A 20,629-nucleotide genomic window follows, 5' to 3' on the forward strand; every position below is an offset into this window, starting at 1 on the left:
GTTTCCAGCTGGCGGGCGCCATGGCGGGCTACGAGCGCGGGTCGCAGTGCTCGACACCAGAAAAGCAACCAACGTCAAGAGCAAGCAGGCAGTACAAGGAAACACCGAGACAGGAAGAAGGGCGGACGTGTCCGGCAGCGAAAGCGAGAACCCAGTAATCCCCTCCCCGGCCCCCACGCCGACTCGACCCAGGACGAATCGGGACTGGTGGCCGAATCAGCTGGACCTTCAGGTTCTCCACCAGCACTCGCCCCGGTCCAATCCGATGGGTGAGGACTTCAACTACGCAGAAGAGTTCACGACCCTCGACCTCGACGCGCTGAAGCAGGACGTCTTCGAGGTCATGACGACGTCACAGGACTGGTGGCCTGCCGACTACGGCCACTACGGGCCGCTCTTCATCCGGATGAGTTGGCATGCCGCGGGAACGTACCGTATCGCCGATGGCCGGGGGGGTGGCGGTTCCGGCGCTCAGCGCTTTGCCCCCCTCAACAGTTGGCCGGACAACGCGAGCCTCGACAAGGCGCGCCGTTTGCTCTGGCCGGTCAAGCAGAAGTACGGCCGGAAAATCTCCTGGGCCGACCTTCTGGTCTTCGCCGGCAACTGCGCCATGGAATCGATGGGGTTCAAGACTTTCGGGTTCGGCTTCGGGCGAGAGGACATCTGGGAACCCGAGGAAATCTTCTGGGGGCCCGAGGACACATGGCTCGGAGATGAGCGCTACAGCGGCGACAGGAAACTCGCCGGTCCTTTCGGTGCCGTGCAGATGGGACTGATCTACGTCAATCCGGAGGGGCCCAACGGCAACCCGGATCCGATGGCTGCCGCCAGGGACATTCGCGAGACGTTCGGGCGTATGGCGATGAATGACGAGGAGACGGTTGCGCTCATCGTCGGCGGCCACACGTTCGGCAAGTGTCACGGTGCGGTCGATGCCGAGTACATCGGCCCGGAACCCGAGGCCAGCCCCATCGAGCAGCAGGGCCTCGGCTGGAGAAACACTTACGGCAGCGGCAAAGGCGCAGACGCGCTCACCAGTGGGCTTGAGGGCGCATGGACCTCCGAGCCGACGCAGTGGGACAACGGGTACCTGGACAACCTGTTCAGGTACGACTGGGAGCTGACGACGAGCCCCGCCGGTGCGAAGCAGTGGACTCCCACGGATCCCTCGGCCAAGGGCACCGTGCCTGATGCTCACCATCCGTCGAAGAGGCACGCTCCCATGATGCTGACGACGGACCTGTCGCTGAAGATGGACCCAATCTACGGGCCGATCACGAGGAGCTTCCACGAGAACCCGGACAAGCTCGCGGTAGCGTTCGCCAAGGCGTGGTACAAGCTGCTGCACCGCGACATGGGACCCCTCTCGCGTTACCTCGGCCCGTGGATTCCCGAGCCGCAGCTGTGGCAGGACCCCGTTCCCGAGGTCGATCACGAACTCGTCACGGACGAGGACATCGCCGCCCTCAAGGGCAGGATCCTCGCCTCGGGACTGTCCGTCTCCCAGCTGGTCACCACCGCTTGGGCGTCGGCGGCGAGCTTCCGCAGCACCGACAAGCGTGGCGGGGCCAACGGGGCACGGATTCGGCTCGCGCCGCAAAGGGACTGGGAGGTCAACGACCTGCCCGAGGTGGCTGAGGTGCTGCAGACCCTTGAGCAGATCCAGCAGGACTTCAACCGCTCACAGGCTGGCGGAACGAAGGTTTCTCTCGCTGACCTGATCGTCCTGGGCGGGTGTGCGGCCGTCGAGCAAGCCGCTAAGAACGCCGGGCACGACATCACAGTCCCATTCGCACCGGGGCGCGCGGACGCCTCGCAGGAGCAGACCGACGTGGAGTCGTTCGCCGTGCTCGAACCGAGCGCAGATGGGTTCCGCAACTACCTCCGAGCAGGAGAGAAGTTGTCGGCGGAGACTCTCCTACTGGACCGGGCCAACCGGTTGACGCTGACCGCTCTCGAGATGACGGTTCTGATCGGCGGTTTGCGGGCCCTGAACGCCAACTTCGGGCAATGCCCACATGGCGTCTTCACCGGCCGGCCCGAGACATTGACCAACGACTTCTTCGTCAATCTGCTCGACTTGGGCACGGAGTGGAAGGCATCCGCCTGGGCTGAGAGCGTATTCGAGGGTCGGGATCGCGCCACGGGCGAGGTCAAGTGGACCGCCACCGCCGTCGACCTCATCTTCGGTTCCCACTCCCAGCTCCGAGCCGTCTCGGAGGTCTACGCGTGCGAGGATGCGAGAGAGAAGTTCGTGCGTGACTTTGTGGCCGCCTGGGACAAGGTGATGAACCTCGATCGGTTCGACCTCGCCTGAGCCCGATGTCCGGGTCGGCCGCTGATCGGCCGACCCGGACATCCTCGGGATCCGGTCCGGGTGGTGCTGCCCGCCGATCCGGTGCTTGGGCATCCGCAACAGGAAGTCGTCGCGCGGCTGTGGAAGTGGCGGCAGACGGAAACGGGCCGGTTCTACCTGGTACGCATGCCGTCGTACCGCAATGGCGAGGACGGCAGTGTGGCGGCGGAGTACCGGGTGTGGGTCGTGCCCCTGAGCATGTGCGGCCGGTCGACGCCGTCGACTACGACCAGGTCGTCACCGAGCGGCTGGAACATCGCCGCAGTCGGTGGTCCGTGAGGTGCTCGGGAGCGCCAGCCTTCGGGGGTGCTGCAGAGGCTGGACGACGGCCGGGGCCCTTCCCTGGGTGTTCTGCACGCGGCGGACTTGGCCATGCGGCGGTCTCCAGCAACTCGCGATTGATGGTGGCGAAGAACGACTCGGCGAGCGCGTTGTCCCAGCACTGTCCGGTCCGGCTGGCCGACAGCCGGACTCCAAGCTCGTCGGCCAGCGCGGCGAATTGCTGGCTCGTGTACTGCCCGGGTTCAAGGAGTCGTCGCAACACTGCCTGTCAGTCAGCATAGATACTCGTTGAAAGCCTCGGCGGGATTTCGCCAGCCGAGAGTCTTGCGGGAGCGGCGGTTGAGAGCGGAGGCGACAGCGTCGAGATCCTCTCGGCTGTGCCTGCTCAGGTCGGTTCCCTTGGGAAAGTACTGGCGAAGGAGCCCGTTGGTATTTTCGTTGGTGCCGCGCTGCCAGGGGCTGTGCGGGTCGGCGAAGTAGACCTCCAGGCCGGTATCGATGCGCAATTGGGCGTGTTGAGCCATCTCCGCGCCCTGGTCCCACGTGAGCGACCTTCGCAGGTGCTCGGGCAGCGTGGTGATCGTGGCGGCGATGGCATCGCGTACGGCCTCGGCGCCGTGGCCGGCCAGCGCCGGGCCGTTCTTGACCCGCGGGCCATCGCCGTGGCCGTCCATCCGGGGCAGGCGCAGCAGCATCGTGTACCGGGTGGTGCGCTCGACCAGCGTGCCGATCGCAGAACTGCCCAGGCCGATGATGAGGTCGCCTTCCCAGTGCACGGGGACGGCCCGGTCCGCGGCCTCGGCAGGCCGCTGGCTGATCATCACCTCCTCGGTGACGAACTTCTTCCCGCGGCCCCGGGTTCGGGCCCGCGGCACCCGCAGTGCCCGGCCGGTGCGCAGACAAGCCGTCAGCTCGCGGCGCAACGCGCCGCGTCCGTGGATGTAGAGGGCCTGGTAAATGGCCTCGTGCGAGATCCGCATCGTCTCGTCCTCGGGGAAGTCGACCGGGAGCCGACGGGCGATCTGCTCCGGACTCCATGACAGCGCCCAGCACCGGTCCTGACGGCGCCCGTGGCGCCGGCCGATCCAACGGACCTCCGGTCCTTCAACCGCGCGGCCGCCCGGCGCGGAGACCGCGCCGGCAAGCCGACCTTGCACATTGCGCCCTGTCCTGGGGGCAGCCTTTCTCCGCTTCCGTTGGTCGGAGCACGTGTACCGACGAAGGGGGAAGACGGTTCATGCGTGCCGCACGGCGGAAGACGGGTCTGATCGTGGCTGGCGCGGCGGCGCTCGCTGTGCTTGCGGGCGGTGTGTACACCATGACGTATCCCGAGGCTGACACCCGGGGGTACATGCTGGATCCGCCACGGTCGGTCGGTGAGTACGTAGTCCTGGGCAACGACCTGAGTTACGTGGGGATCGTGGACTGTGCGGGCGAACCCTCCGACGCGGACTGCTTCCAGGGCGAGACGGAGGTGAAGGGCACCGGCATCACACCGCGGGACGCCGGCAGGATCGTCCGCAACGCGTCCGGTACGGGTGCGGACTACGCGGTGGGCGGATGGCGGCCCAACGGGACGACGGGACGACGGGACGACGGGACGACGGGACGACGGAAGGCAAGTGGCTGACCTTCAGAGGACTGTGGGGTGAGATCCCCGACCCGCAGGAGGCGGTCGCCCGCTTCCTCCGGTCGGCCGGTGGAGACGAGCAGTTCCCCTTCCACGGCATCAAGTGGGCCGGACCGGAGGAGGAGTTCCACCTGGACGGCTACGACGGCGCCGTGATGACGTGCCGGAACGCCGTGCACGGCAACGGTGAGGACGCTCCCCGCGCCTTCTGCGTCTGGGCCGACCACAGCACCGTGGCCGCCACGGAGCACTCCCGCATCTCCCTGTCGGAGCTGGCGGAGCTGACCACCGGTCTCTACAGGACCTCGCGCGTCAGGAAGTGATCACGCCCGGCTGAGGATCACCGACCGGCTGAGGTGCCGGGGCTGGTCGCGGTTCTGTCCCTATGGTCTACGCGACCGCGACCGCGACCGCGAGCACGAGGCGCTGGACACGTACCAGCTCCGCGAGCGGGGTCCAGGCCGCCCGCCACCCCTGTGTCGCCCGTCGCGTGGGGTTGAAGGTGAGCGCGACAGCGGCCTGCCCAGGTGTGAGCATGAAGGACAAGGGGCTGCCGTCGGCGGCCAGGTGGACCTTCGTGGTCAAGCCGCCGCGGGAACGCCCGACCGCGTGATCCGTCGGCTCCATCGTCGAGGCCGCCCCCCTTTCCCCGGGCCCGGCCGTATGCTGATGCACCCGCATGATCGTGGAGTCCACCGACATCCCAGAGCATCGCAAGGCCCCCTGTGCCCATGGGTGGGTGGCGGTCGCCTTCCGGGGCGACCGAGGATCGCAACCTCATACAACGCGGTTCGGCGCATCACTTCCACGGTGTGGCGGTCACCCTCCGGGGCGACGCAGAAGTCGCCGGGGCACCCAGAAGAATCGTCAGGCGTCTCCTGACGACAAGCCGTCAAGGAAGTCCTGAGACCTCGCACGGACAGCTGCCCGCTCCCGACGGCTGCCCGCTGTGGCGGCCTTCAGTGGATGCTGTCGTGCCTGCCGACGGGCGGGCAGGCGTCAGGTCTGTTCGGGTGGATTCAGCGCTCGACGGGAGCCGCCCGCATGTCACATTGCATCCGCTTCGCTAATTGAGGCTATCTATGGGGTCAAACCAGGCACTGCCGTTGTCCTGGAGACCCTTCACTCCTGCCATGGAGGTTCCGTGCGCCCGTCCCACCGCCTTACAGCCAAGATCGCCGCCGCTGTCGCTCTCGCAGCCGCGGGCAGCCTGATCGCATTCCATCCGAGCGCCTCCGCGGTTTCGGCCGCACCGGTACATGCCGTCTTCGCTGACGTCCAGTCCTCCGCGGCTGTGACGGGCTCGGTGCGCATCAGCCTGTTGGCCGGCGGCACGGTCACCATTCCGGCCTCAAAGCTCTCCGTCGGCGCCACCTTTGACACCGGGGCCCAGGTGTCGCTGGTCTCGACGGTGACCAACAACACCAACGCCACCCTGGTCTTCTCAGCTGGCGGTAGCGCCAGCGTTACGGTCGCACCGGGTGCTTCGGCGAGTGTCAGCGCACTCGCCAACGGCAGCTTGAAGATCAGCGTCACCTAACGGGCAGACACCGGCGGTTGGTCCACCCCCACATGCGCGGGGAGCACCACAGCGGCCACAGCCGCAGCCGCCGAGGTCCATCCCCACATGCGCGGGGAGCACAGCCAGCCAGACAGCGGGCACCGCAGGTCGCCCGGTCCATCCCCACATGCGCGGGGAGCACCCTTATCGACCTGCGGTGCTTTCCCGCGACACGCTATGGTCTCGCTGGCCCGGCCTGTGAGCTGGAGTAGCGGCGGTTTGGGATGGCCGGGGGACTACTCTCGCAGGAAGCGTACGTCCGCGGCATCCAACAGGTGCCGCAGCAGCGGATGCGGTTCGCTCACCGCTGCCCTCATAGTGCGCCCAGGAACCGGGCCAGGGCGGCGTTGAACTCGGCCGGGCGCTCCAGGTTGGGCATGTGGGCTGAGCCCTCGATGATGGCGAGGGTGGAGTCCGGCAGCTGCTGGTGCATGAACTCGGCGTCGTTCACCGGGGTGTACTCGTCATCCGCACCGACCACGACCAGCGCGGGAACCGTCACCTTGGTCAGCAGCTCGCAGTAGTCTGGGCGTTCCGCCCGCCCGCGCAGCGCCGCCGCTGCGCCCTCTGGTGGGGTCGTCCGCATCATCCCCAGCACGTGTGCGGCGACCTCGGGGAAAGCAGCGATGTTGTACGGGGCGACCATCTTGTCGATGACCTCGTCCGCGTAGCCGCCCATGCCCTCCGCGAGCAGCCGGTCCGCCATGGCGTTGCGGAAGACCCTGCCCTCGGGCTTCTCCGCGGCGGGGAAGGTGTCGGCGAGCAGTAGACCGCTGACCCGGCGGGGGAAGAGGCGGTAGAACTCCATCGCGATTTGCCCGCCCATGGACAGCCCGCCGAGAAGCACTCGGTCGAGGTCGAGCAGGTCCATCAGCGCAGCGATGTCGCGGGCGAAGTCCTCCAGCGGCGTGATCCCGGGGACGACACTGCTCTCGCCGTAGCCGCGCAGGTCCGCGGTGACCACGCGATATCCGGCCGATGCGAACTCCTCGGCCTGCGGCGCCCACATGGTGCGGTTGAAAGGGTGCCCGTGGACGAGGAGGAGAGGCGTGTCATCGCGGCCACCCTGGTCGTCGTAACCGATGATGATGCCGTTCACGTCTGCGGTCGCCATGTGATCACCTTAGATGATCGATTCCCTGGGATCGCCTTCTGTGCATGGGATGAGGGAGAGTCCAACGTCGGTGTGTGAAGACAGAGCTGGACTCCCCCGCGACCGCGCTGTACGTCAAGCCCGACGACCTCCTGAAGGATTCGCCGCAGGTCGCCCCGTGGCGGCCGGTCGTGGGTATCGCACCCCAGTTCAGCGACGCGGAGCTGGTGACGCTGGCCATGATGATGCAGGCGATCCTCGGGTTCACCTCCGAGGCCCGCTGGTTGCGGCATGCCCGCGCCCACCTGCGGCACCTGTTCCCCTGCGTACCCCAGCACCCCGGCTACAACAAGCGACTACGCAAAGCCGCAGACCTTATCCGACACCTCACCCGCACGCTGGCCTGCGACACCACGCTGTGGACCGACGACGTATGGGTCGTGGACTCCACACCTGTCGAGTGCGGCCGCTCCCGTGAGACCGTCAAACGTTCCGACGCGGCCGGATGGGCCCAGTACGGGTACTGCGCCAACTACACACGCTACTTCTGGGGGCTGCGGCTGCACCTGGTCTGCACCCTGCATGGCCTCCCAGTCGCTTTTGCACTGAGTAGTCGGGCGCCCGGGGGAATCTCACCCCGGGCTCCCACAGAGTGAAGGAGGCCGCCGAAGAGGTGCCCGTGGCTCGGGTCCTTTTCCGACGGCCCCCTCCCGAACCGGGCAGGCGAGATTTCCCCGCACCCGGCTCTCCAGTAATCAATTCTGGGCTGAGGCTGTACTCCGTCCCGCATGGATGTCCTGGTGGCAGCGTTCACAGACCACGAGGTCTTGCGTTTCCGCACGGCCATCAGGTGTACCCACGGCGGTCCTGGTTTACTGATCGTTTCAGAATGAGGTTCGGAGTCGTCTCAAGCAGATGATGCCGCAGGCGAGACGGACGCGTTCACGCAGACGCATTCAGATAGACGCGGGAAACGCGCGTACCGATGCGCGTGACGATCTCGTATGCGATCGTGGCGCTGGCCTGTGCCCAGTCCTCGGCGGTCCCCTCGGTTGCCGGGCCCGAACAGCACGACCTCGCTGCCCACCTGGGGGTCGTCACCGCCCAGGTCCACCATGAACATGTCCATGGCGACCCGCCCCGGCGATCGCGCGCAACTTGCCGTCGACCAGCACCGGGCGGCTGCCCGAGGCGTGCCGCGGGATGCCGTCCGCGTAGCCGACCGGCACCAGGCCGAGGGTGGTCTCGTCGGGGGTGACGTAGTGATGGCCGTAGCTGACACCGTGGCCGCCGGGGACGTGCTTGACGAGGGCCAGCGCGGCGCTGAACGACATCACCGGGCGCAACCCAAAGTCCTCCGGAGTGCCCAGTTCCGGGCTGGCCGAGACGCCGTACATGGCAATGCCCGTGCGGACCATGTCGAAGTGGGTCTCGGGCAGGGTGAGGGCGGCCGCCGAGTTGGCGATGTGCCGCGCCTCGGGCCGTACGCCCTGCTCCTCGGCGTACGGCGTCATCTCCCGGAACCGGGCGAGCTGGGCGGTGATGGACGGGTGACCCGGCACGTCGGCGCACGCGAAGTGCGAGAACAGTCCGGCGATCCGGACCAGCCCCTCGACTTCCGCGCCGCGGGGTTAAACATCAAGCTCAGTCGGCGTGGAGGATCCGAAAGCGATCGAGTTCCCCCGGATCTCGGTCCACGACTTGGACCGGCGTCCGAGCCCATTGCCAGACGCTGATGCCTGGCGTGCGGGAGAACTGGATCTTCCCGCGGGTGCCTTCGACGGCAACGCGCGGCCAGGATTCGGCAGTGCGCGCCCGGTCCGTGCCGTGAGCACGCAGCACATCGGCGAGGACGGCGATCGTGTCGTAGCCCTCGAAGGCGACGAAGGAGGGCGCTTCGGCCAGCCGCTCGCGGAGGGCCGTCTCGACTCGTGCACCGAGTGGGCTGAGGCGCTCGGGCAAGTAGCGCAAGAACGGGATCGCGGCGCCGTCGTCGCCCAGCAGCGTCGCCCATTCGGCGAACTCCGGTTGCCCGGCCGGAGCGCCGATCAGGACCTCGGCGAGGCGCTGGTCGCTGCGGACAGACTTGACGAGCGGCACCGCCGGCTCCGGGTGGCCGACCAGAAGAAGGAGGGCTGTCGCCCGATGATCGACGAGTTCGTCGCACACGGCCACGGGGGTGAGCGCGCTCATGTCGAGCTCGATGACAGTGCCGCCGCGTGAAGCGAAGTAGTCCCGCAGAATGCGGGTCCCGGATGCCCAGTAGACACTCGACTGGGCTGCTACAGCGATTCGGCTGTGGCCCGCGCCGAGGAGGAAGTCCGCGTAGACCTGCCAGCCGTGGGACTGCGGCGGGGAGAGGCGCGCGACCCATTCCGTCGGCTGTTCGGTGAGCGCGTCGAGAACTGCTGACGAGCAGAGGAACGGCAGGCCGAGGGCGTCGGCCCTGACAGCAGCGGCGCGAGCGACGACGCTGTGATACTCCCCCGCCACCGCCACCACGCCCAGGCGGGCCAATTCGTCGACGGCCGCCGCGGCTCTCTGCGGATCAGCCGCGGTGTCCCGGACCACCAGCTCGAGCGGTCTCCCGAGGATCCCGCCGGCCTCGTTGACCTCGCGTACGGCCAGCTCGAGTCCGGCGAGCAGGTGTTGCCCCGCCTCGACCCAGCCCGGCCGGGTCAGCGGAACGAGCGCGCCGATCCGGACGGATGACCCGTCGGTCCGCTCTGCCACAGGTGTCGAAGGTGGCGTATTCATGCGTGGGCTTCTCCCGTATGACGATATGCGGATTGAGGGCTTCTCGCGACGGGCGCTGCCGTTGTGGCAGCTCTCTCGCGGCCGGCGGCCGAACGGCCGTTGTTCGGTCCGGGTGACTTCCTCAGCTGCCGCGCAGCGCGGCGGCGAACGGACCGTCGCCCAGGACCTTGATCCGGCCCGCTGTGACGCCCTGTTCGACGTTGAGCACTCCCTCGCCGAGTTCGCGGCAGGTGTCGGAGTCGAGCACGAGGCGCGCGTCCAGTTCCTCGGCGGGTCCGTCGCCGTACGCCGGCCCTCCGCCGCCTAGGCGTAGGTGGAACACACCTTCGTCCACTACCACTTCGACGACAGTCGGGATCTCCGGCGCCGGGAGGCGGCACAGGAGGGGCAGAGCGAACCAGTGCGCCCGTACCGCGTCGGTGGGTCGGCGCTCGGCGAGGTCGGGCGCACCCCATTCGGCGAGTGCGGTCAGGACGGGCAGCAACCCCACGCCTCGCGGGGTGAGTTCGTAGACCGTCGCGGCTCCCGGCGGCGGGAGCCTGCGCCGTGTCGCGAGACCCTGTGCCTCCATGTCCTTGAGCCGGGCGGCAAGCACGTCCGTGGAGACGCCGGGCAGGTCGGCATGCAAGTCGGTGTAGCGGCGCGGTCCGCCAAGGAGCTCCCGGACGATCAGCAGGGTCCAGCGGTCCCCGACCGCGTCCAGGGCGCGGGCGGAGGCGCAGTACTGGTCGTAGCTTCGACGGCGTTGCTGACGTGGCGGCATGCGACGCAGTCTAGACAAGTTGTTGGACTTTCCAAGCTCGTACTTGGTAAAACCAAGTGACACAGTTGCGGTACGGGCGAGACCAGTGGGGTCCGGGCGGTCCGGGGCCCGTGAAGAACCAGGGAGGGCGCGCCATGGAGTTTCGGCAGTCGAGCAAGCTCAGCGAGGTCTGTTACGAGATCCGAGGGCCGGTGATCGAGCAGGCCAACGCACTGGAGGAGGCGGGCCACAGCGTGCTGCGCCTCAACACCGGGAATCCGGCGCTGTTCGGCTTCGAGGCGCCCGAGGAAATCGTCCAGGACATGATCCGGATGCTCCCCCGGGCACACGGCTACACCGACTCGCGCGGGGTGCTCTCCGCCCGCCGCGCGGTGACCCAGCGTTACCAGGCGCTCGGCCTGAGCGAGGTCACGGTGGACGACGTCTTCCTCGGCAACGGGGTCTCCGAGCTGGTCTCCATGGCCGTGCAGGCACTCCTTGAGGACGGCGACGAAGTCCTCATTCCCGCCCCCGACTTTCCGCTCTGGACCGCCGTCACCACCCTCGCTGGCGGCAAGGCCGTGCACTACGTCTGTGACGAGTCGGCCGACTGGTACCCCGACCTCGACGACATGGCATCCAAGATCACGGACCGCACCAGGGCCGTGGTCATCATCAACCCCAACAACCCCACGGGCGCGGTCTACCCGAAGGAGATCGTCGAAGGCATCCTCGACCTCGCCCGCCGCCACCAGTTGATGGTCTTCGCGGACGAGATCTACGACCAGATCCTGTACGACGACGCCGTGCACCACTGCACGGCGGCCCTCGCTCCTGACCTGGTCGTCCTGACCTTCTGCGGGCTGTCGAAGACGTACCGGGTGGCGGGATTCCGTTCCGGCTGGCTCGTGGTGACCGGCCCCAAACAGCACGCGAAGAGCTACCTGGAGGGGCTGAGCATGCTCGCCTCCATGCGGCTGTGCGCTAATGCCCCGGCCCAGTACGCCATCCAGGCCGCGCTCGGCGGCCGTCAGTCCATCAACGAACTGACCGCGCCGGGCGGCCGTCTCCTCGAACAGCGCGACCGCGCCTGGGAGAAGCTCAACGAGATCCCCGGAGTGTCGTGCGTCAAGCCGAAGGGCGCCCTGTACGCGTTTCCGCGCATCGACCCCAAGGTGCACCCGATCCACGACGACGAGAAGTTCGTGCTCGACCTACTGCTCCAGGAGAAGATCCAGGTCGTCCAGGGCACCGGCTTCAACTGGCCCCGCCCCGACCACTTCCGGATCCTGACCCTTCCGCACGCCGACGACCTGGACACGGCGATCAGCCGGATCGGAAGGTTCCTGAATGGGTACCGGCAGTAGGGAGCTCTCCCGGCGGGGGACACCGCGCCGGTCGGTGTGCTTCTCCCGTCCCGCGGGAGGCCGGATGGGCATAGCTGCGACCAAATCCCCTGGTGGCAGCGGCTTCGGGGCCGCGTAGCTTTACTAATCGTTTCAGAAGGAAATACGTCTGGCGGGTTGGCGGTTGGGTGGTGTGTCGGCAGGATCTGGTGTGTGTCTGCTGATCTTGTGCCTGATGGCCTGTGGGAACGCATTGCCCCGCTGCTGCCGGTTCGTCCGCCCCGACGCCACCGGTATCCCCGCCTGGCGAATGGTGGCCGGAAGACTCGCATCCGATGATCTGCCCGAGATCGCGACCGAGGCGCCTGACCGATCTGGGCCCCGCAGCCGGCCCTCCACCTGCTTCGGCCTCGAACAGCGCGGTGGCGGTACGGGCCGGGGTGTGCGACTGCACGGATGCGATCATGACTCGGAGGGGCGAGGCTGTTGCTTGTGGCAATGCTGCGCTGCCTGCCCAGTGGCGGGGCGCATTGACGCTCCGCGGTCAGGCCGTGCAGGAGTCCTCAGCATCTCTCTCAGCCCCAGACCTCACGGAGTTCGTCATGACCGCTCCCTCTGGCTCCATCGTTCTGGAGCCCGCAGCCCAGCAGTTCGCAGATGCCACGTCCCAGCCGCCGTTCTTGTACGACCTGGGGCCCGAGAAGGCCCGCAGGGTGCTGGACGACCTTCAAGCGGAACCGATCGAGAAGCTCGATGTCGACTCAGAGTGGATCACTGTTCCTGCCGATGTCGGCGATGTACGTGTCCGCATCGTCCGGCCGCGAGGCGCCGCGCCGCCCCTCCCCGTGGTTCTCTATATGCATGGCGGTGGATGGATTCTGGGCAACGCCGACACCCATGATCGACTGGTCCGCGAGCTCGCGGACGGGGCGCAGGCTGCGATCGTGTTCGTCGAGTACACCCGCTCTCCCGAGGCGCACTACCCGGTGGCGATCGAGCAGGGCTACGCCACCGCTCAGTGGATCGTCCGAGAAGGCGCTGCCCATGGCCTCGAACCGGACCGCATGGCGGTGGCGGGCGACTCGGTCGGCGGAAACATGACGGCTGCTCTCGCTCTGATGGCCAAGGAGCGCGGCGACGTCCGTTTCGTGCATCAGTCCATGTACTACCCGGTCACCGACGCCGAAATGAACACCAAATCCTACGCCGATCTCGCCACCGGCTACTTCCTCACCGCCAAGGCCATGGAATGGTTCTGGAACGCCTATATTCCCGACCGCGCGCAGCGCAGCGAGATCACCGCCTCTCCCCTGAAGGCCGACCTTGATCAGCTCTCCGGTCTGCCACCGGCCTTCCTCCTTGTCGACGAGGCAGATGTCCTACGCGACGAGGGCGAGGCGTACGCGGCCAAGCTCCGCGGCGCGGGCGTCGACACCACCACGGTCCGTTACGACGGCATCACCCACGACTTCATGATGCTCAACCCCCTCAGCGACACCCATGCCACCCGTGCGGCCGTTGCCCAGGCCGTCGCAGTGCTGCGCGACGCCCTGAGCAGTGGTGTCGCTTCGCCTTGATCTGTGACGTTCCGTGACTCGGTCGGTGCTTCGTAGGCCGACGGTCGTTCTCCAGGGGCCAACTGCCCACTTTGGGAGGCTCGGCATGGCATCCGATTCCATCTGGCGATCCGCAGCGCGGCAGTTGCCGCTCAGGCTCACCGTCGGCACGTTCTTCCTCAACTCCGCGCTGTCGAAACGCGGCGCGGACCAGGCCACCGCTGAGGGACTGCAGCAGTTCGCCACCACCGCCTACCCCTTCTTGGGCAAGCTCGATGCCCAGCAGTTCGTCCGGTTGCTCTCTGCCGGGGAGACCGCCGTTGCCGCCGCGCTGCTCCTGCCGGTGGTCCCTGCCGCTGTTGCCGGAGCCGCGCTGACCGCGTTCTCTGCCGGCACGCTCGGGCTATACCTGCGCGCGCCGGGCATGCGTAAGGAGGGCAGCCTACGACCCACTGAGCATGGAACCGCGCTGGCCAAGGATGTCTGGATGCTGGGCATCGGCATCTCCCTCATCGTCGAGGGCGTCAGCGCTCACCGTTGGTAACGAGGCGGATACGGTGTCGGCTAGGGCTCTGACCGCATAGGTTCGCCAGGTTGTTCAGGCCACAGCGGCAAGGGGGCGTCCGCCCCAGCGGATGCCTTTCTCGCTGCGGATGCGGCCGCGTTCCTTGCGCTCGGCGGCCAGGACGTCGCGGTGGCGGGCGTTGGCGTTGCGCCAGCGCAGGTAGGCGTGCAAGGCCCGGGTCTGCACCGTGTGGTTGGGGTAGTTGGCGATGGTGAACTGCCTCAGCGGTTCCGAAGTGCGCCTCGATCGGGTTCGCCCACGAGGCGTAGGTCGGGGTGAAGCACAGCTCGGCCTTGTGCTTGTTCGCCCAGCGGCGGATGGCGGTGCCCTTGTGGGCGGACAGGTTGTCCATGATCACGTAGATCGGTGCGCCGTCGGGCCGGGCGGCGCGGATCGACTTCAGCGCGGCCAGCGTGTTCGCAGCCCCTTTCTTGCGGCGGTTGATGCCCCACAGGCGGTCATCGCCGAGCGAGTAACAGCCGTGGAAGTAGCGCACCCCGTGAGTGCGGTGGTAGGTGGCCGGCACCCGGTCGGGATGCTTCCGTTCGGCCCAGCCCGAGCCCGCGGTGGGCCGGATCCCGAGCGGGCCGAACTCGTCGAAGGCGAACAGCCGGTCCGGGAAGCGGTCAATGACCTCCTCGATCCGGTCCAGCTTCGCCTCACGGTCGGGGTCGGGGGATTCCTTCCATGTCTTGGTGCGCTGGAACGTGACACCGCGGCGGGCGAGCAGGCCGCGTAATGCCTCGCGGCCGATGCGGATGATCTGGCCGTGGACTTTCCGCAGGTAGGCGACGAGTTTGCGCAGCGAGCAGCGGGTGAAGGGCTGGCCGAGCCTGGTGGGGCGGGTGGTGGCCGTCTGGACGACGAAGTCCTCGTCGTCACGACTGAGCAGGCGGGGACGGCCTCCCGCCCACCGAGGGTCCAGGCAGTCCAGGCCGATCTTGTTGAACCGGTGGATCACATCGCGCACGGTGTCCTCGTCGGCCTGCACCAGCCGGGCGATCACCGGCACCCGGTTCCCGCCGGCCGCGGCCAGCAGCATCATCGCGCGCCGGTAGCGCACCGAACTCGTGCTGCCCCGGCGCACGATCTGCTGCAGCTTCTGCCCCTCCTGGTCAGTCAGTCTGCGCACACGGACAGGCTCAGCCACCGCCACCTCCGCACCCACCTCGTGCACGTTCCCGCCAGGATTGCCCGCTCCGCCCGCCGTATCACCCTGCACCTGCCCCACAACTGGCCCTGGCAGCACGCCTGGACACACCTGTTCGACACCGTCCACGACCCACCCGAACCGGTCTGACAGCCCTTTGCCCACCCCGCCGGCCAAGGCCCGACCGGAACCGCACCGTGGAAAAGCTGGGCAGACCAGCAGATACAACCCGCCCATGCCCAACAGCCGTCCCAAAACCGGCTCGGGATCCGTCAGAAGATCACTTTCAGACCGCGTCGGTGGATCGAGGCTAAGGGATGGGAGCGGCCGGTGAACTGCGGTCCGCTCAGCGGAACATGACGCGACAGGCAGCTACCAGAGGAACCACGCTGTTCCTCGGCAGCCCGGCATCTCCGGGGGCCAACACTCAACGTCGAAGGAGTATCCAGCAACCATGCGTCTCACCTTGCGAAAGAGAATGGGCGGTCTCGCCGCCATGATCATGCTGGCCGGCATCGGTTCAGCTGCTACCGCCACGGGAGCGAGTGCGGAACCGGCACCGTCCACGTCCCTAGCGCCCTTCGCCGGTGTCTTCCATCCGATCAAGAACGTCGGCAACAGCAAGTGCCTGCAACCCGAGGGCGGATCCACGGGCGAGGTGGCGATCGTGCAGGCGGCCTGTACGGGCAGCACCGCGCAGGGCTGGCAGTTCCTGCAATTCTCCGGCAGCAGCTACCACCTCATCAACCAGCTCAGCGGCCTATGCATGTACATGAACGGCCCCGTCGCGTCCCGGTCGCCGATCGCCCAGGTGGAGTGCACAGATGTCACCAACGAGGACTGGAAGAGCTCGGCACCGCCGCCTGACGTCGTGACGCTGATGTCGAGGGCAGGTCGTCGTGACACCAACCTCTGCATCGACGTGCCGGGGGGACCGTCGGCCGAGGGGTTGGGTGTGCAGATCTTCCGCTGCAACGGAAGCCTCGCGCAGCGCTGGATCGTCGGCTTCTAGTTTGTCCCTCTGCCCGCCAACTCGGTGCCCGTGACGGCCGCTCCGCGCTACGGTAATTGCTCACTCCGGCGGCGGCGCGTCAACGAAGTGCCCACCAGGACTGGATCTCTCAGGAAGCTGCGCTTGTGTGGCCGCCCCGCGGCAGGCCACAGAGCTATGCCCCTCCGATTCCTGGGCGCTCTGCTTTGCCGCCCAGGACGCCGTCTTGATTGGTGTCCACTTCGGCGATCGCGACCCAAGGGGCCTGGTGCACCGGATCGAAAGCTCGCAAAGCGGTGGTGTCGGGCACCGGTCCCCGCGTCGACCGGGCGTCCGAGTCTTCCGATGGATGGGATCGCGCCGGTGCTGCAGACACTGCATGACCTGTCCGATCGGAAGACCAGGCGGTGCACTGTGACATCGGCGGAAGGTGGCGTGCGGTTGGGCCAGAGGGGTTCCATCTGACCACGCTGATCTCCTGGCGCAAGCGGCTGGCCGCTTCGACGCGGTCCGGGACATCGTGGCCGCCATCGGGGTGCCCGGGGAAACAAGGCGGGCGCTGGACTCGCTGGTGCTCGATGACGCGGTGGCCCCGCAGGACGCCGCCCGTTGTTCAGCAGTTTCCTAGGAAAACATCACCGCCTGCTTCCCCCAGTTCGACGGAGGCGGAGGCGATGCCGGATTCCGGTGCGGAGGGGGTCAGCGTCGCGCAGGCCGAGTTCGTCGGTGATGGTGAGGGCTCGAGTCCAGGCACCATGGGCAGCGCCGACTTGGTGCGCACTGTGATGGCTGTCGCCGAGCCAGACCAGGCACCTGGCCTCGCTGTTGCGCTCCCCGGTAGCGAGGAACAGCTCCACCGCCTGCCGGTAGCAGTCGACCGCCGGCTGATACTGGCCCATGCGGTAGCGGATGTAGCCCAGGCTGTCCCAGGTATGAGCCTGCCCGTTCACATCCCGTGTCGCCAGCGCTAGCGCCAGCGCCTGCTCGCAGCGTGCCAACGCCTCGACGTGGTCACCCAGTTGCGCTGATACCCAGCCGATGTGGTTCAACGCCGCCGACTGCCCTGCCCGGTCGCCCACCGCGCGGTAATGCTCCAGACTGCGATTCGCATGCTCCAGCGCTTGCTGCTGACGGCCCTGCGCCCCCGACATCCGCGCGAGGTGCTGATGCGTGCGAGCCTGCCCTGCGTCGCTGCCCAGCGCGGCGAACAACTCCAGCGCCTGCAGGTAGTGGCCTCGCGCCTGCACAGGATCCTCCTCCAACCGGTCCAGCGCCAGCCCCAGCCCGCGGTGGGCACTGGCCTCACCGGCCCGGTCATCCTTCCGGCGCGCCGCCTCCAGCGCACGGCGCCCGACTGCCGCCAAGGCCTGCCAATACCCGTGCCGGTCCAGAAACGTGGTCAGCACTGCGGCCAGCCGCCACACATGGCCGTCGAAGCCCGTGGACGCACCCCGCACCACCTCAAGTAGCACCCGGTACTCGGCGACGAACCAGTCCAGCGCCTGTTGATAATCCGTCGGCTCCCCTGGGTTCGCTCCCGGCCGCGCCGGTGCCAACGCCACCGGGTTGGGCTGCGGGGTCACCAGTACATCAGCCGCCCACGCCGTGTGGAGGTAGTGATCCAGCATTCGGTGGACGGCCGCCCGCCGCAGCTGCTCACTGTCGTGAACGGCCACCAGCTCGCCGGCATACACCCGCAGCAGATCATGGAATGCATACCGCCCCGGAACGTGCTCGACCAGCAGGTTTCCTCTGGTCAGCTCGATCAGCAGCTCCGCAGCCTGCTCCGGCGGCACTCCCGCCAGCGCAGCCACCGCCGCCAACCCCGCATCCGGCCCCGGATGCAACCCCAACAGACGGAAGACCCGCGCCGCATCAGTGCTGAGCGCGCGGTAGGACCAGGAGAACACCGCTCGTACTTGACTGGCAGGCTCGCCCCCGTCCAGCGCGTCCAACCGGCGGCCTGCCTCCCGCAACTCCTCTGCCAGCACCCCCAACGGAATCTGCGGCTGCGCGGCTGCACGCGCCGCCACTACCGCCAACGCCAGGGGCAAGCCCGCGCAGCATGCGACGATGTCCCCCACCGCCTCAGCCTCGGCCGCCACCCGACCCGCCGAGAGCCGATTCGCCAGCATCTCCCGCGCCGCAGCCGGATGCAGCAGGTCTACTGGTAGCAGATCCGCGCCCTCCGCCGCGGCCAGCCCGGTCAACCGGTTCCGGCTGGTCACCAGCGCCATGCATCCCGCCGCCCCCGGCAACAGCGGGCGCACCTGTCGTTCGTCCCGCGCGTTGTCCAGCACCACCAGCACTCGCCGTCCGGCCAGCAGACTCCGGTACAGCCCCACTTGGGCATCCAGACCCGGCGGCACACGCTCCGGCCGTACCCCGAACGCATCGAGGAACCCCCGCACCGCCTCTGTCGGAGTCACCGCCGCACCCTGTGGACCGAACCCTCGCAGGTTCACATACAGCTGCCCGTTGGGGAACGCGCTACCCACCCGACGCGCCCAGTGCACTGCCAGCGCCGTCTTTCCGACCCCCGCCATGCCCGAGACCGCCGAGATCACCACTGCGGCGGTCTCTGCCCCAGCAGAGGCGAGAACGGCCGAGAGGCGGGCCAGTTCCTCGTCTCGGCCGGTGAAGCCGCGTACACCCAGGGGCAGCTGCGCGGGGACCTCGGCCGTCCGTGACGCCGCCGACGACCACCGTGCAAGCGCAGGAGCGTCCGGGACAGCCGTGACCAGTGCCGGGGGTACTGGCCGCTGGGCTGGCTTGGACGGGCGGCTCTGGAGGATCGCCTGGTACATCTCTCGCAGGGCCGGTCCCGGATCCGTGCCGAGTTCCTCCGCCAGCCGCTGCCGGACGGTGGCGTAGCAGTCCAGTGCCTCCGCGCTTCGTCCCGCGTCGTGCAGCGCCCGCATCAGCGCCTCGGCCAGAGGTTCCACCAGAGGGTGCTCGCCGAGCAGTTCGGTCAGCGGGCCGGTGACGGCTCCGGGGTCACCGAGGCGTAACTCCGCGCGGGTCCAGCCGACTGCGGCGTCCACCCGCTGACGCCGCCACGCCTCGCGCGTGCGCGCCGCCCATTGCCCGTTCAGTCCGGCCAGCGGCTCTCCGTGCCACAGGCCGAGCGCATTACGCAACAGCGACGCTCTGGCGCGGTCTGTTTGCCCCGTCGCGTGGGCCCGGTCGACCAGCTGCCGGAACCGGTACACATCCACCTGTTCCTGGCGGGCTTCCAGCAGGTACCCGCCCGAGCGGCGCACCAAGCGCAACGATCCCTCACCGGCGTCGGCAACTCGCTCGCACACCCGCCGGATCCGGGTGACGTGGGCGTGCACCGCGCGCCGTGCCCCGTCCGGCGGATCGGCGCCCCAGACTCGTTCGATGACCACGTCGACCGCGACGGGCCGACCGACGTCCACCGCCAGTGCCGCCAACACGGTACGGCGCTGCGGCGGCCCCACCTCCACCGCGTCCCCCCGCACCGACAGTTCCACGGGCCCGAGCAACTGCACGTCCACCATGATGTCCGCCCCCCTACCAAGAGCCCCTCTTCATTCTTCACGGACGCTGCGGGACGAGCGACTGGCTATCGACAACGTTTCGAGCCATACCTGGATGCGAACCTACTGAGGCGCAATTGAGCGGATGTGCGAGGGCCGTATACGGCCCGGGCATGGGCGGCGGGGGGGCGTCGCTCATTGGCTGCGAAATGGGGGGCGAGGGGCTTGAGCGGACGAGGAGTGATCGCACCGCAGATGCGGGTTTCGGCGCAGCGGTCGGAGAGTCTTCCGAAGCAGCTGCCGGCATACGGGCCCGCTGGCCCGCCGCCTTCACCGGGCGCGGGCGGACGGAGCGTACTGGAAGGCGCCTTCGGGTTGCTGGAAGCGGTGGGACGGGCCGGAGAGGCGGGCCTCACAAGGCTCGCGTCGGATTGCGGACTGCCCAAGACGACCGCGTACCGGTTGCTGGAACAGCTGGCCGATCTGGGCGCGCTGGAGCGGTGCCACGGGAGTTACCGGATGGGTCTGCAGATGTTCCACCTCGGGTGCCGGTGGCAGCCGCATCCCGGTCTGCGGTCCGCCGCGAGGGAGCCGATGCGCCGACTTGTGGAGCTCACGGGCGTGGCGGTGGGGATCGGCGTGCTGTCGAAAGGCCAGACACTCATCGTGGAATGGGCGCCCGGTGAGTCCGAGCTGCTTGCCCCGCTGCAGAGCGGCATGACCTGGCCGTGGTCCACCGCGGCGGGCAAGGTGCTGGTGGCCGCGGCCTGTCCGGATCCCTTGCTGGGTCCGCTTCCCGCCTCCTGGCGGCAGGAGGCCGCCGCGATCAGGGATCGCGGTGTCGCATTCAACCGGGAGGAACTGGTGGCGGGAGTGTGCTGCGCAGCAGTGCCCCTGTACGAGGTGGGCGGTGCCCCGGTAGCGGCTTTGTGCGTCGCAACCGATCCCGCGCACCATCTGGAGCGACTGGCCGACGCCGCTCGACGCACCGGCCGGGTGATCAGCGCGGGCCTGCGCGGCCGGCGAACCGGCGGGAACCGACCGGCCTGAGTTCCGCAGCTGAGGTGACGGTTTGAAGTGGAGAGCAGGGCGTCAGC

Annotated in this window: 15 protein-coding genes and 6 pseudogenes; 12 read left to right on the forward strand and 9 right to left on the reverse strand. The window is 68.2% G+C overall.

Going from position 1 to position 20,629, the window contains the following annotated elements; translation table 11 throughout:
- Positions 1 to 127 precede the first annotated feature (127 nt).
- Positions 128 to 2,317: a catalase/peroxidase HPI gene (gene katG / locus QFZ67_RS00745; RefSeq protein ID WP_307659164.1), complete on the forward strand. Its 2,190-nt coding sequence runs from the start codon at positions 128 to 130 to the stop codon at positions 2,315 to 2,317.
- A gap of 60 nt (positions 2,318 to 2,377) precedes the next feature.
- Entirely contained in the window at positions 2,378 to 2,635 is a 258-nt protein-coding gene (locus QFZ67_RS00750) for a hypothetical protein (RefSeq protein WP_307666123.1), read from the forward strand.
- Here QFZ67_RS00750 and QFZ67_RS38915 read toward each other — a convergent pair.
- Complete coding sequence (locus QFZ67_RS38915; RefSeq protein ID WP_373429909.1) at positions 2,580 to 2,900, reverse strand: integrase core domain-containing protein; 321 nt, start codon at positions 2,898 to 2,900, stop codon at positions 2,580 to 2,582. The two genes, QFZ67_RS00750 and QFZ67_RS38915, sit on opposite strands and share 56 nt — an antisense overlap.
- Positions 2,901 to 2,910: 10 nt before the next feature.
- A pseudogene (locus tag QFZ67_RS00760) lies at positions 2,911 to 3,795 on the reverse strand (IS30 family transposase); the annotation flags it as partial.
- Between the two features lie 80 nt (positions 3,796 to 3,875).
- Here QFZ67_RS00760 and QFZ67_RS00765 point away from each other — a divergent pair.
- Both QFZ67_RS00765 and QFZ67_RS00770 read left to right on the forward strand, forming a co-directional pair.
- The gene (locus QFZ67_RS00765) at positions 3,876 to 4,268 is read left to right on the forward strand and encodes a hypothetical protein (RefSeq protein WP_307659165.1); all 393 of its coding nucleotides are present in this window, start codon (positions 3,876 to 3,878) and stop codon (positions 4,266 to 4,268) included.
- Entirely contained in the window at positions 4,199 to 4,591 is a 393-nt protein-coding gene (locus tag QFZ67_RS00770) for a hypothetical protein (protein WP_307659166.1), read from the forward strand. Before QFZ67_RS00765 ends, QFZ67_RS00770 begins: the two co-directional genes overlap by 70 nt.
- Before the next feature lie 196 nt (positions 4,592 to 4,787).
- Here QFZ67_RS00770 and QFZ67_RS00775 read toward each other — a convergent pair.
- Positions 4,788 to 4,964 (reverse strand): annotated as a pseudogene (locus QFZ67_RS00775) (IS5/IS1182 family transposase); the annotation flags it as partial.
- Between the two features lie 448 nt (positions 4,965 to 5,412).
- Here QFZ67_RS00775 and QFZ67_RS00780 point away from each other — a divergent pair.
- Positions 5,413 to 5,808, forward strand: coding sequence for a hypothetical protein (locus QFZ67_RS00780; RefSeq protein WP_307659167.1), 396 nt, complete (start codon positions 5,413 to 5,415; stop codon positions 5,806 to 5,808).
- Between the two features lie 334 nt (positions 5,809 to 6,142).
- Here QFZ67_RS00780 and QFZ67_RS00785 read toward each other — a convergent pair whose 3' ends face one another.
- Positions 6,143 to 6,943, reverse strand: coding sequence for an alpha/beta fold hydrolase (locus QFZ67_RS00785; RefSeq protein ID WP_307659168.1), 801 nt, complete (start codon positions 6,941 to 6,943; stop codon positions 6,143 to 6,145).
- A gap of 74 nt (positions 6,944 to 7,017) precedes the next feature.
- Here QFZ67_RS00785 and QFZ67_RS00790 point away from each other — a divergent pair.
- Positions 7,018 to 7,533 (forward strand): annotated as a pseudogene (locus tag QFZ67_RS00790) (IS982 family transposase); the annotation flags it as partial.
- Between the two features lie 331 nt (positions 7,534 to 7,864).
- On the opposite strand, the pseudogene alr reads toward QFZ67_RS00790, so the two are convergent.
- The 3 genes and pseudogenes from alr to QFZ67_RS00805 all read right to left on the reverse strand — a co-directional run.
- Positions 7,865 to 8,544, reverse strand: a pseudogene (gene alr / locus QFZ67_RS00795) (alanine racemase); the annotation flags it as partial.
- Between the two features lie 22 nt (positions 8,545 to 8,566).
- Positions 8,567 to 9,679: an ABC transporter substrate-binding protein gene (locus tag QFZ67_RS00800; RefSeq protein WP_307659169.1), complete on the reverse strand. Its 1,113-nt coding sequence runs from the start codon at positions 9,677 to 9,679 to the stop codon at positions 8,567 to 8,569.
- Positions 9,680 to 9,800: 121 nt separating this feature from the next.
- A complete protein-coding gene (locus QFZ67_RS00805; protein ID WP_373429910.1) occupies positions 9,801 to 10,460 on the reverse strand; it encodes a winged helix-turn-helix transcriptional regulator in 660 nt (219 codons plus the stop codon).
- A gap of 116 nt (positions 10,461 to 10,576) precedes the next feature.
- On the opposite strand from QFZ67_RS00805, the gene QFZ67_RS00810 reads away from it, so the two are divergent.
- The 4 genes and pseudogenes from QFZ67_RS00810 to QFZ67_RS00825 all read left to right on the forward strand — a co-directional run bounded on the left by QFZ67_RS00810 (position 10,577) and on the right by QFZ67_RS00825 (position 13,867).
- Entirely contained in the window at positions 10,577 to 11,788 is a 1,212-nt protein-coding gene (locus QFZ67_RS00810; RefSeq protein ID WP_307659171.1) for a pyridoxal phosphate-dependent aminotransferase, read from the forward strand.
- A gap of 192 nt (positions 11,789 to 11,980) precedes the next feature.
- Positions 11,981 to 12,067 (forward strand): annotated as a pseudogene (locus QFZ67_RS00815) (IS5/IS1182 family transposase); the annotation flags it as partial.
- A 302-nt stretch (positions 12,068 to 12,369) separates the two neighbouring features.
- Positions 12,370 to 13,344 carry an alpha/beta hydrolase gene (locus QFZ67_RS00820; RefSeq protein WP_307659172.1) on the forward strand — a complete coding sequence of 325 codons (975 nt, stop codon included), beginning with the start codon at positions 12,370 to 12,372 and terminating at the stop codon, positions 13,342 to 13,344.
- Between the two features lie 85 nt (positions 13,345 to 13,429).
- Complete coding sequence (locus QFZ67_RS00825; RefSeq protein ID WP_307659173.1) at positions 13,430 to 13,867, forward strand: hypothetical protein; 438 nt, start codon at positions 13,430 to 13,432, stop codon at positions 13,865 to 13,867.
- Between the two features lie 54 nt (positions 13,868 to 13,921).
- Here the strand turns inward: QFZ67_RS00825 and QFZ67_RS00830 are convergent.
- Positions 13,922 to 15,038 (reverse strand): annotated as a pseudogene (locus tag QFZ67_RS00830) (IS630 family transposase).
- 454 nt (positions 15,039 to 15,492) lie between these two features.
- Between QFZ67_RS00830 and QFZ67_RS00835 the strand changes: the two are divergent.
- Entirely contained in the window at positions 15,493 to 16,050 is a 558-nt protein-coding gene (locus QFZ67_RS00835) for an RICIN domain-containing protein (RefSeq protein WP_307659174.1), read from the forward strand.
- Between the two features lie 614 nt (positions 16,051 to 16,664).
- Here the strand turns inward: QFZ67_RS00835 and QFZ67_RS00840 are convergent.
- On the reverse strand, positions 16,665 to 19,553 hold the full coding sequence (locus QFZ67_RS00840; protein WP_307659175.1) for a BTAD domain-containing putative transcriptional regulator: 2,889 nt from the start codon (positions 19,551 to 19,553) through the stop codon (positions 16,665 to 16,667).
- Positions 19,554 to 19,907: 354 nt separating this feature from the next.
- Between QFZ67_RS00840 and QFZ67_RS00845 the strand changes: the two genes are divergently transcribed.
- A complete protein-coding gene (locus QFZ67_RS00845) occupies positions 19,908 to 20,582 on the forward strand; it encodes an IclR family transcriptional regulator (protein WP_307659176.1) in 675 nt (224 codons plus the stop codon).
- Positions 20,583 to 20,629 lie beyond the last annotated feature (47 nt).

The sequence above is a fragment of the Streptomyces sp. V1I1 genome (genome assembly GCF_030817355.1).
Classification (GTDB): Bacteria; Actinomycetota; Actinomycetes; order Streptomycetales; family Streptomycetaceae; genus Streptomyces.

Excerpts from the sequence above, each read along its gene's own strand:
- QFZ67_RS00765 (WP_307659165.1), top strand. The coding sequence starts at position 3,876 with ATGCGTGCCGCACGGCGGAAGACGGGTCTGATCGTGGCTGGCGCGGCG.
- QFZ67_RS00820 (WP_307659172.1), top strand. The coding sequence starts at position 12,370 with ATGACCGCTCCCTCTGGCTCCATCGTTCTGGAGCCCGCAGCCCAGCAG.
- QFZ67_RS00770 (WP_307659166.1), top strand. The coding sequence starts at position 4,199 with ATGGCGGCCCAACGGGACGACGGGACGACGGGACGACGGGACGACGGG.
- QFZ67_RS00785 (WP_307659168.1), bottom strand. The coding sequence starts at position 6,943 with ATGGCGACCGCAGACGTGAACGGCATCATCATCGGTTACGACGACCAG.
- QFZ67_RS00840 (WP_307659175.1), bottom strand. The coding sequence starts at position 19,553 with ATGGTGGACGTGCAGTTGCTCGGGCCCGTGGAACTGTCGGTGCGGGGG.
- QFZ67_RS00810 (WP_307659171.1), top strand. The coding sequence starts at position 10,577 with ATGGAGTTTCGGCAGTCGAGCAAGCTCAGCGAGGTCTGTTACGAGATC.
- QFZ67_RS00800 (WP_307659169.1), bottom strand. The coding sequence starts at position 9,679 with ATGAATACGCCACCTTCGACACCTGTGGCAGAGCGGACCGACGGGTCA.
- QFZ67_RS00835 (WP_307659174.1), top strand. The coding sequence starts at position 15,493 with ATGCGTCTCACCTTGCGAAAGAGAATGGGCGGTCTCGCCGCCATGATC.
- QFZ67_RS00825 (WP_307659173.1), top strand. The coding sequence starts at position 13,430 with ATGGCATCCGATTCCATCTGGCGATCCGCAGCGCGGCAGTTGCCGCTC.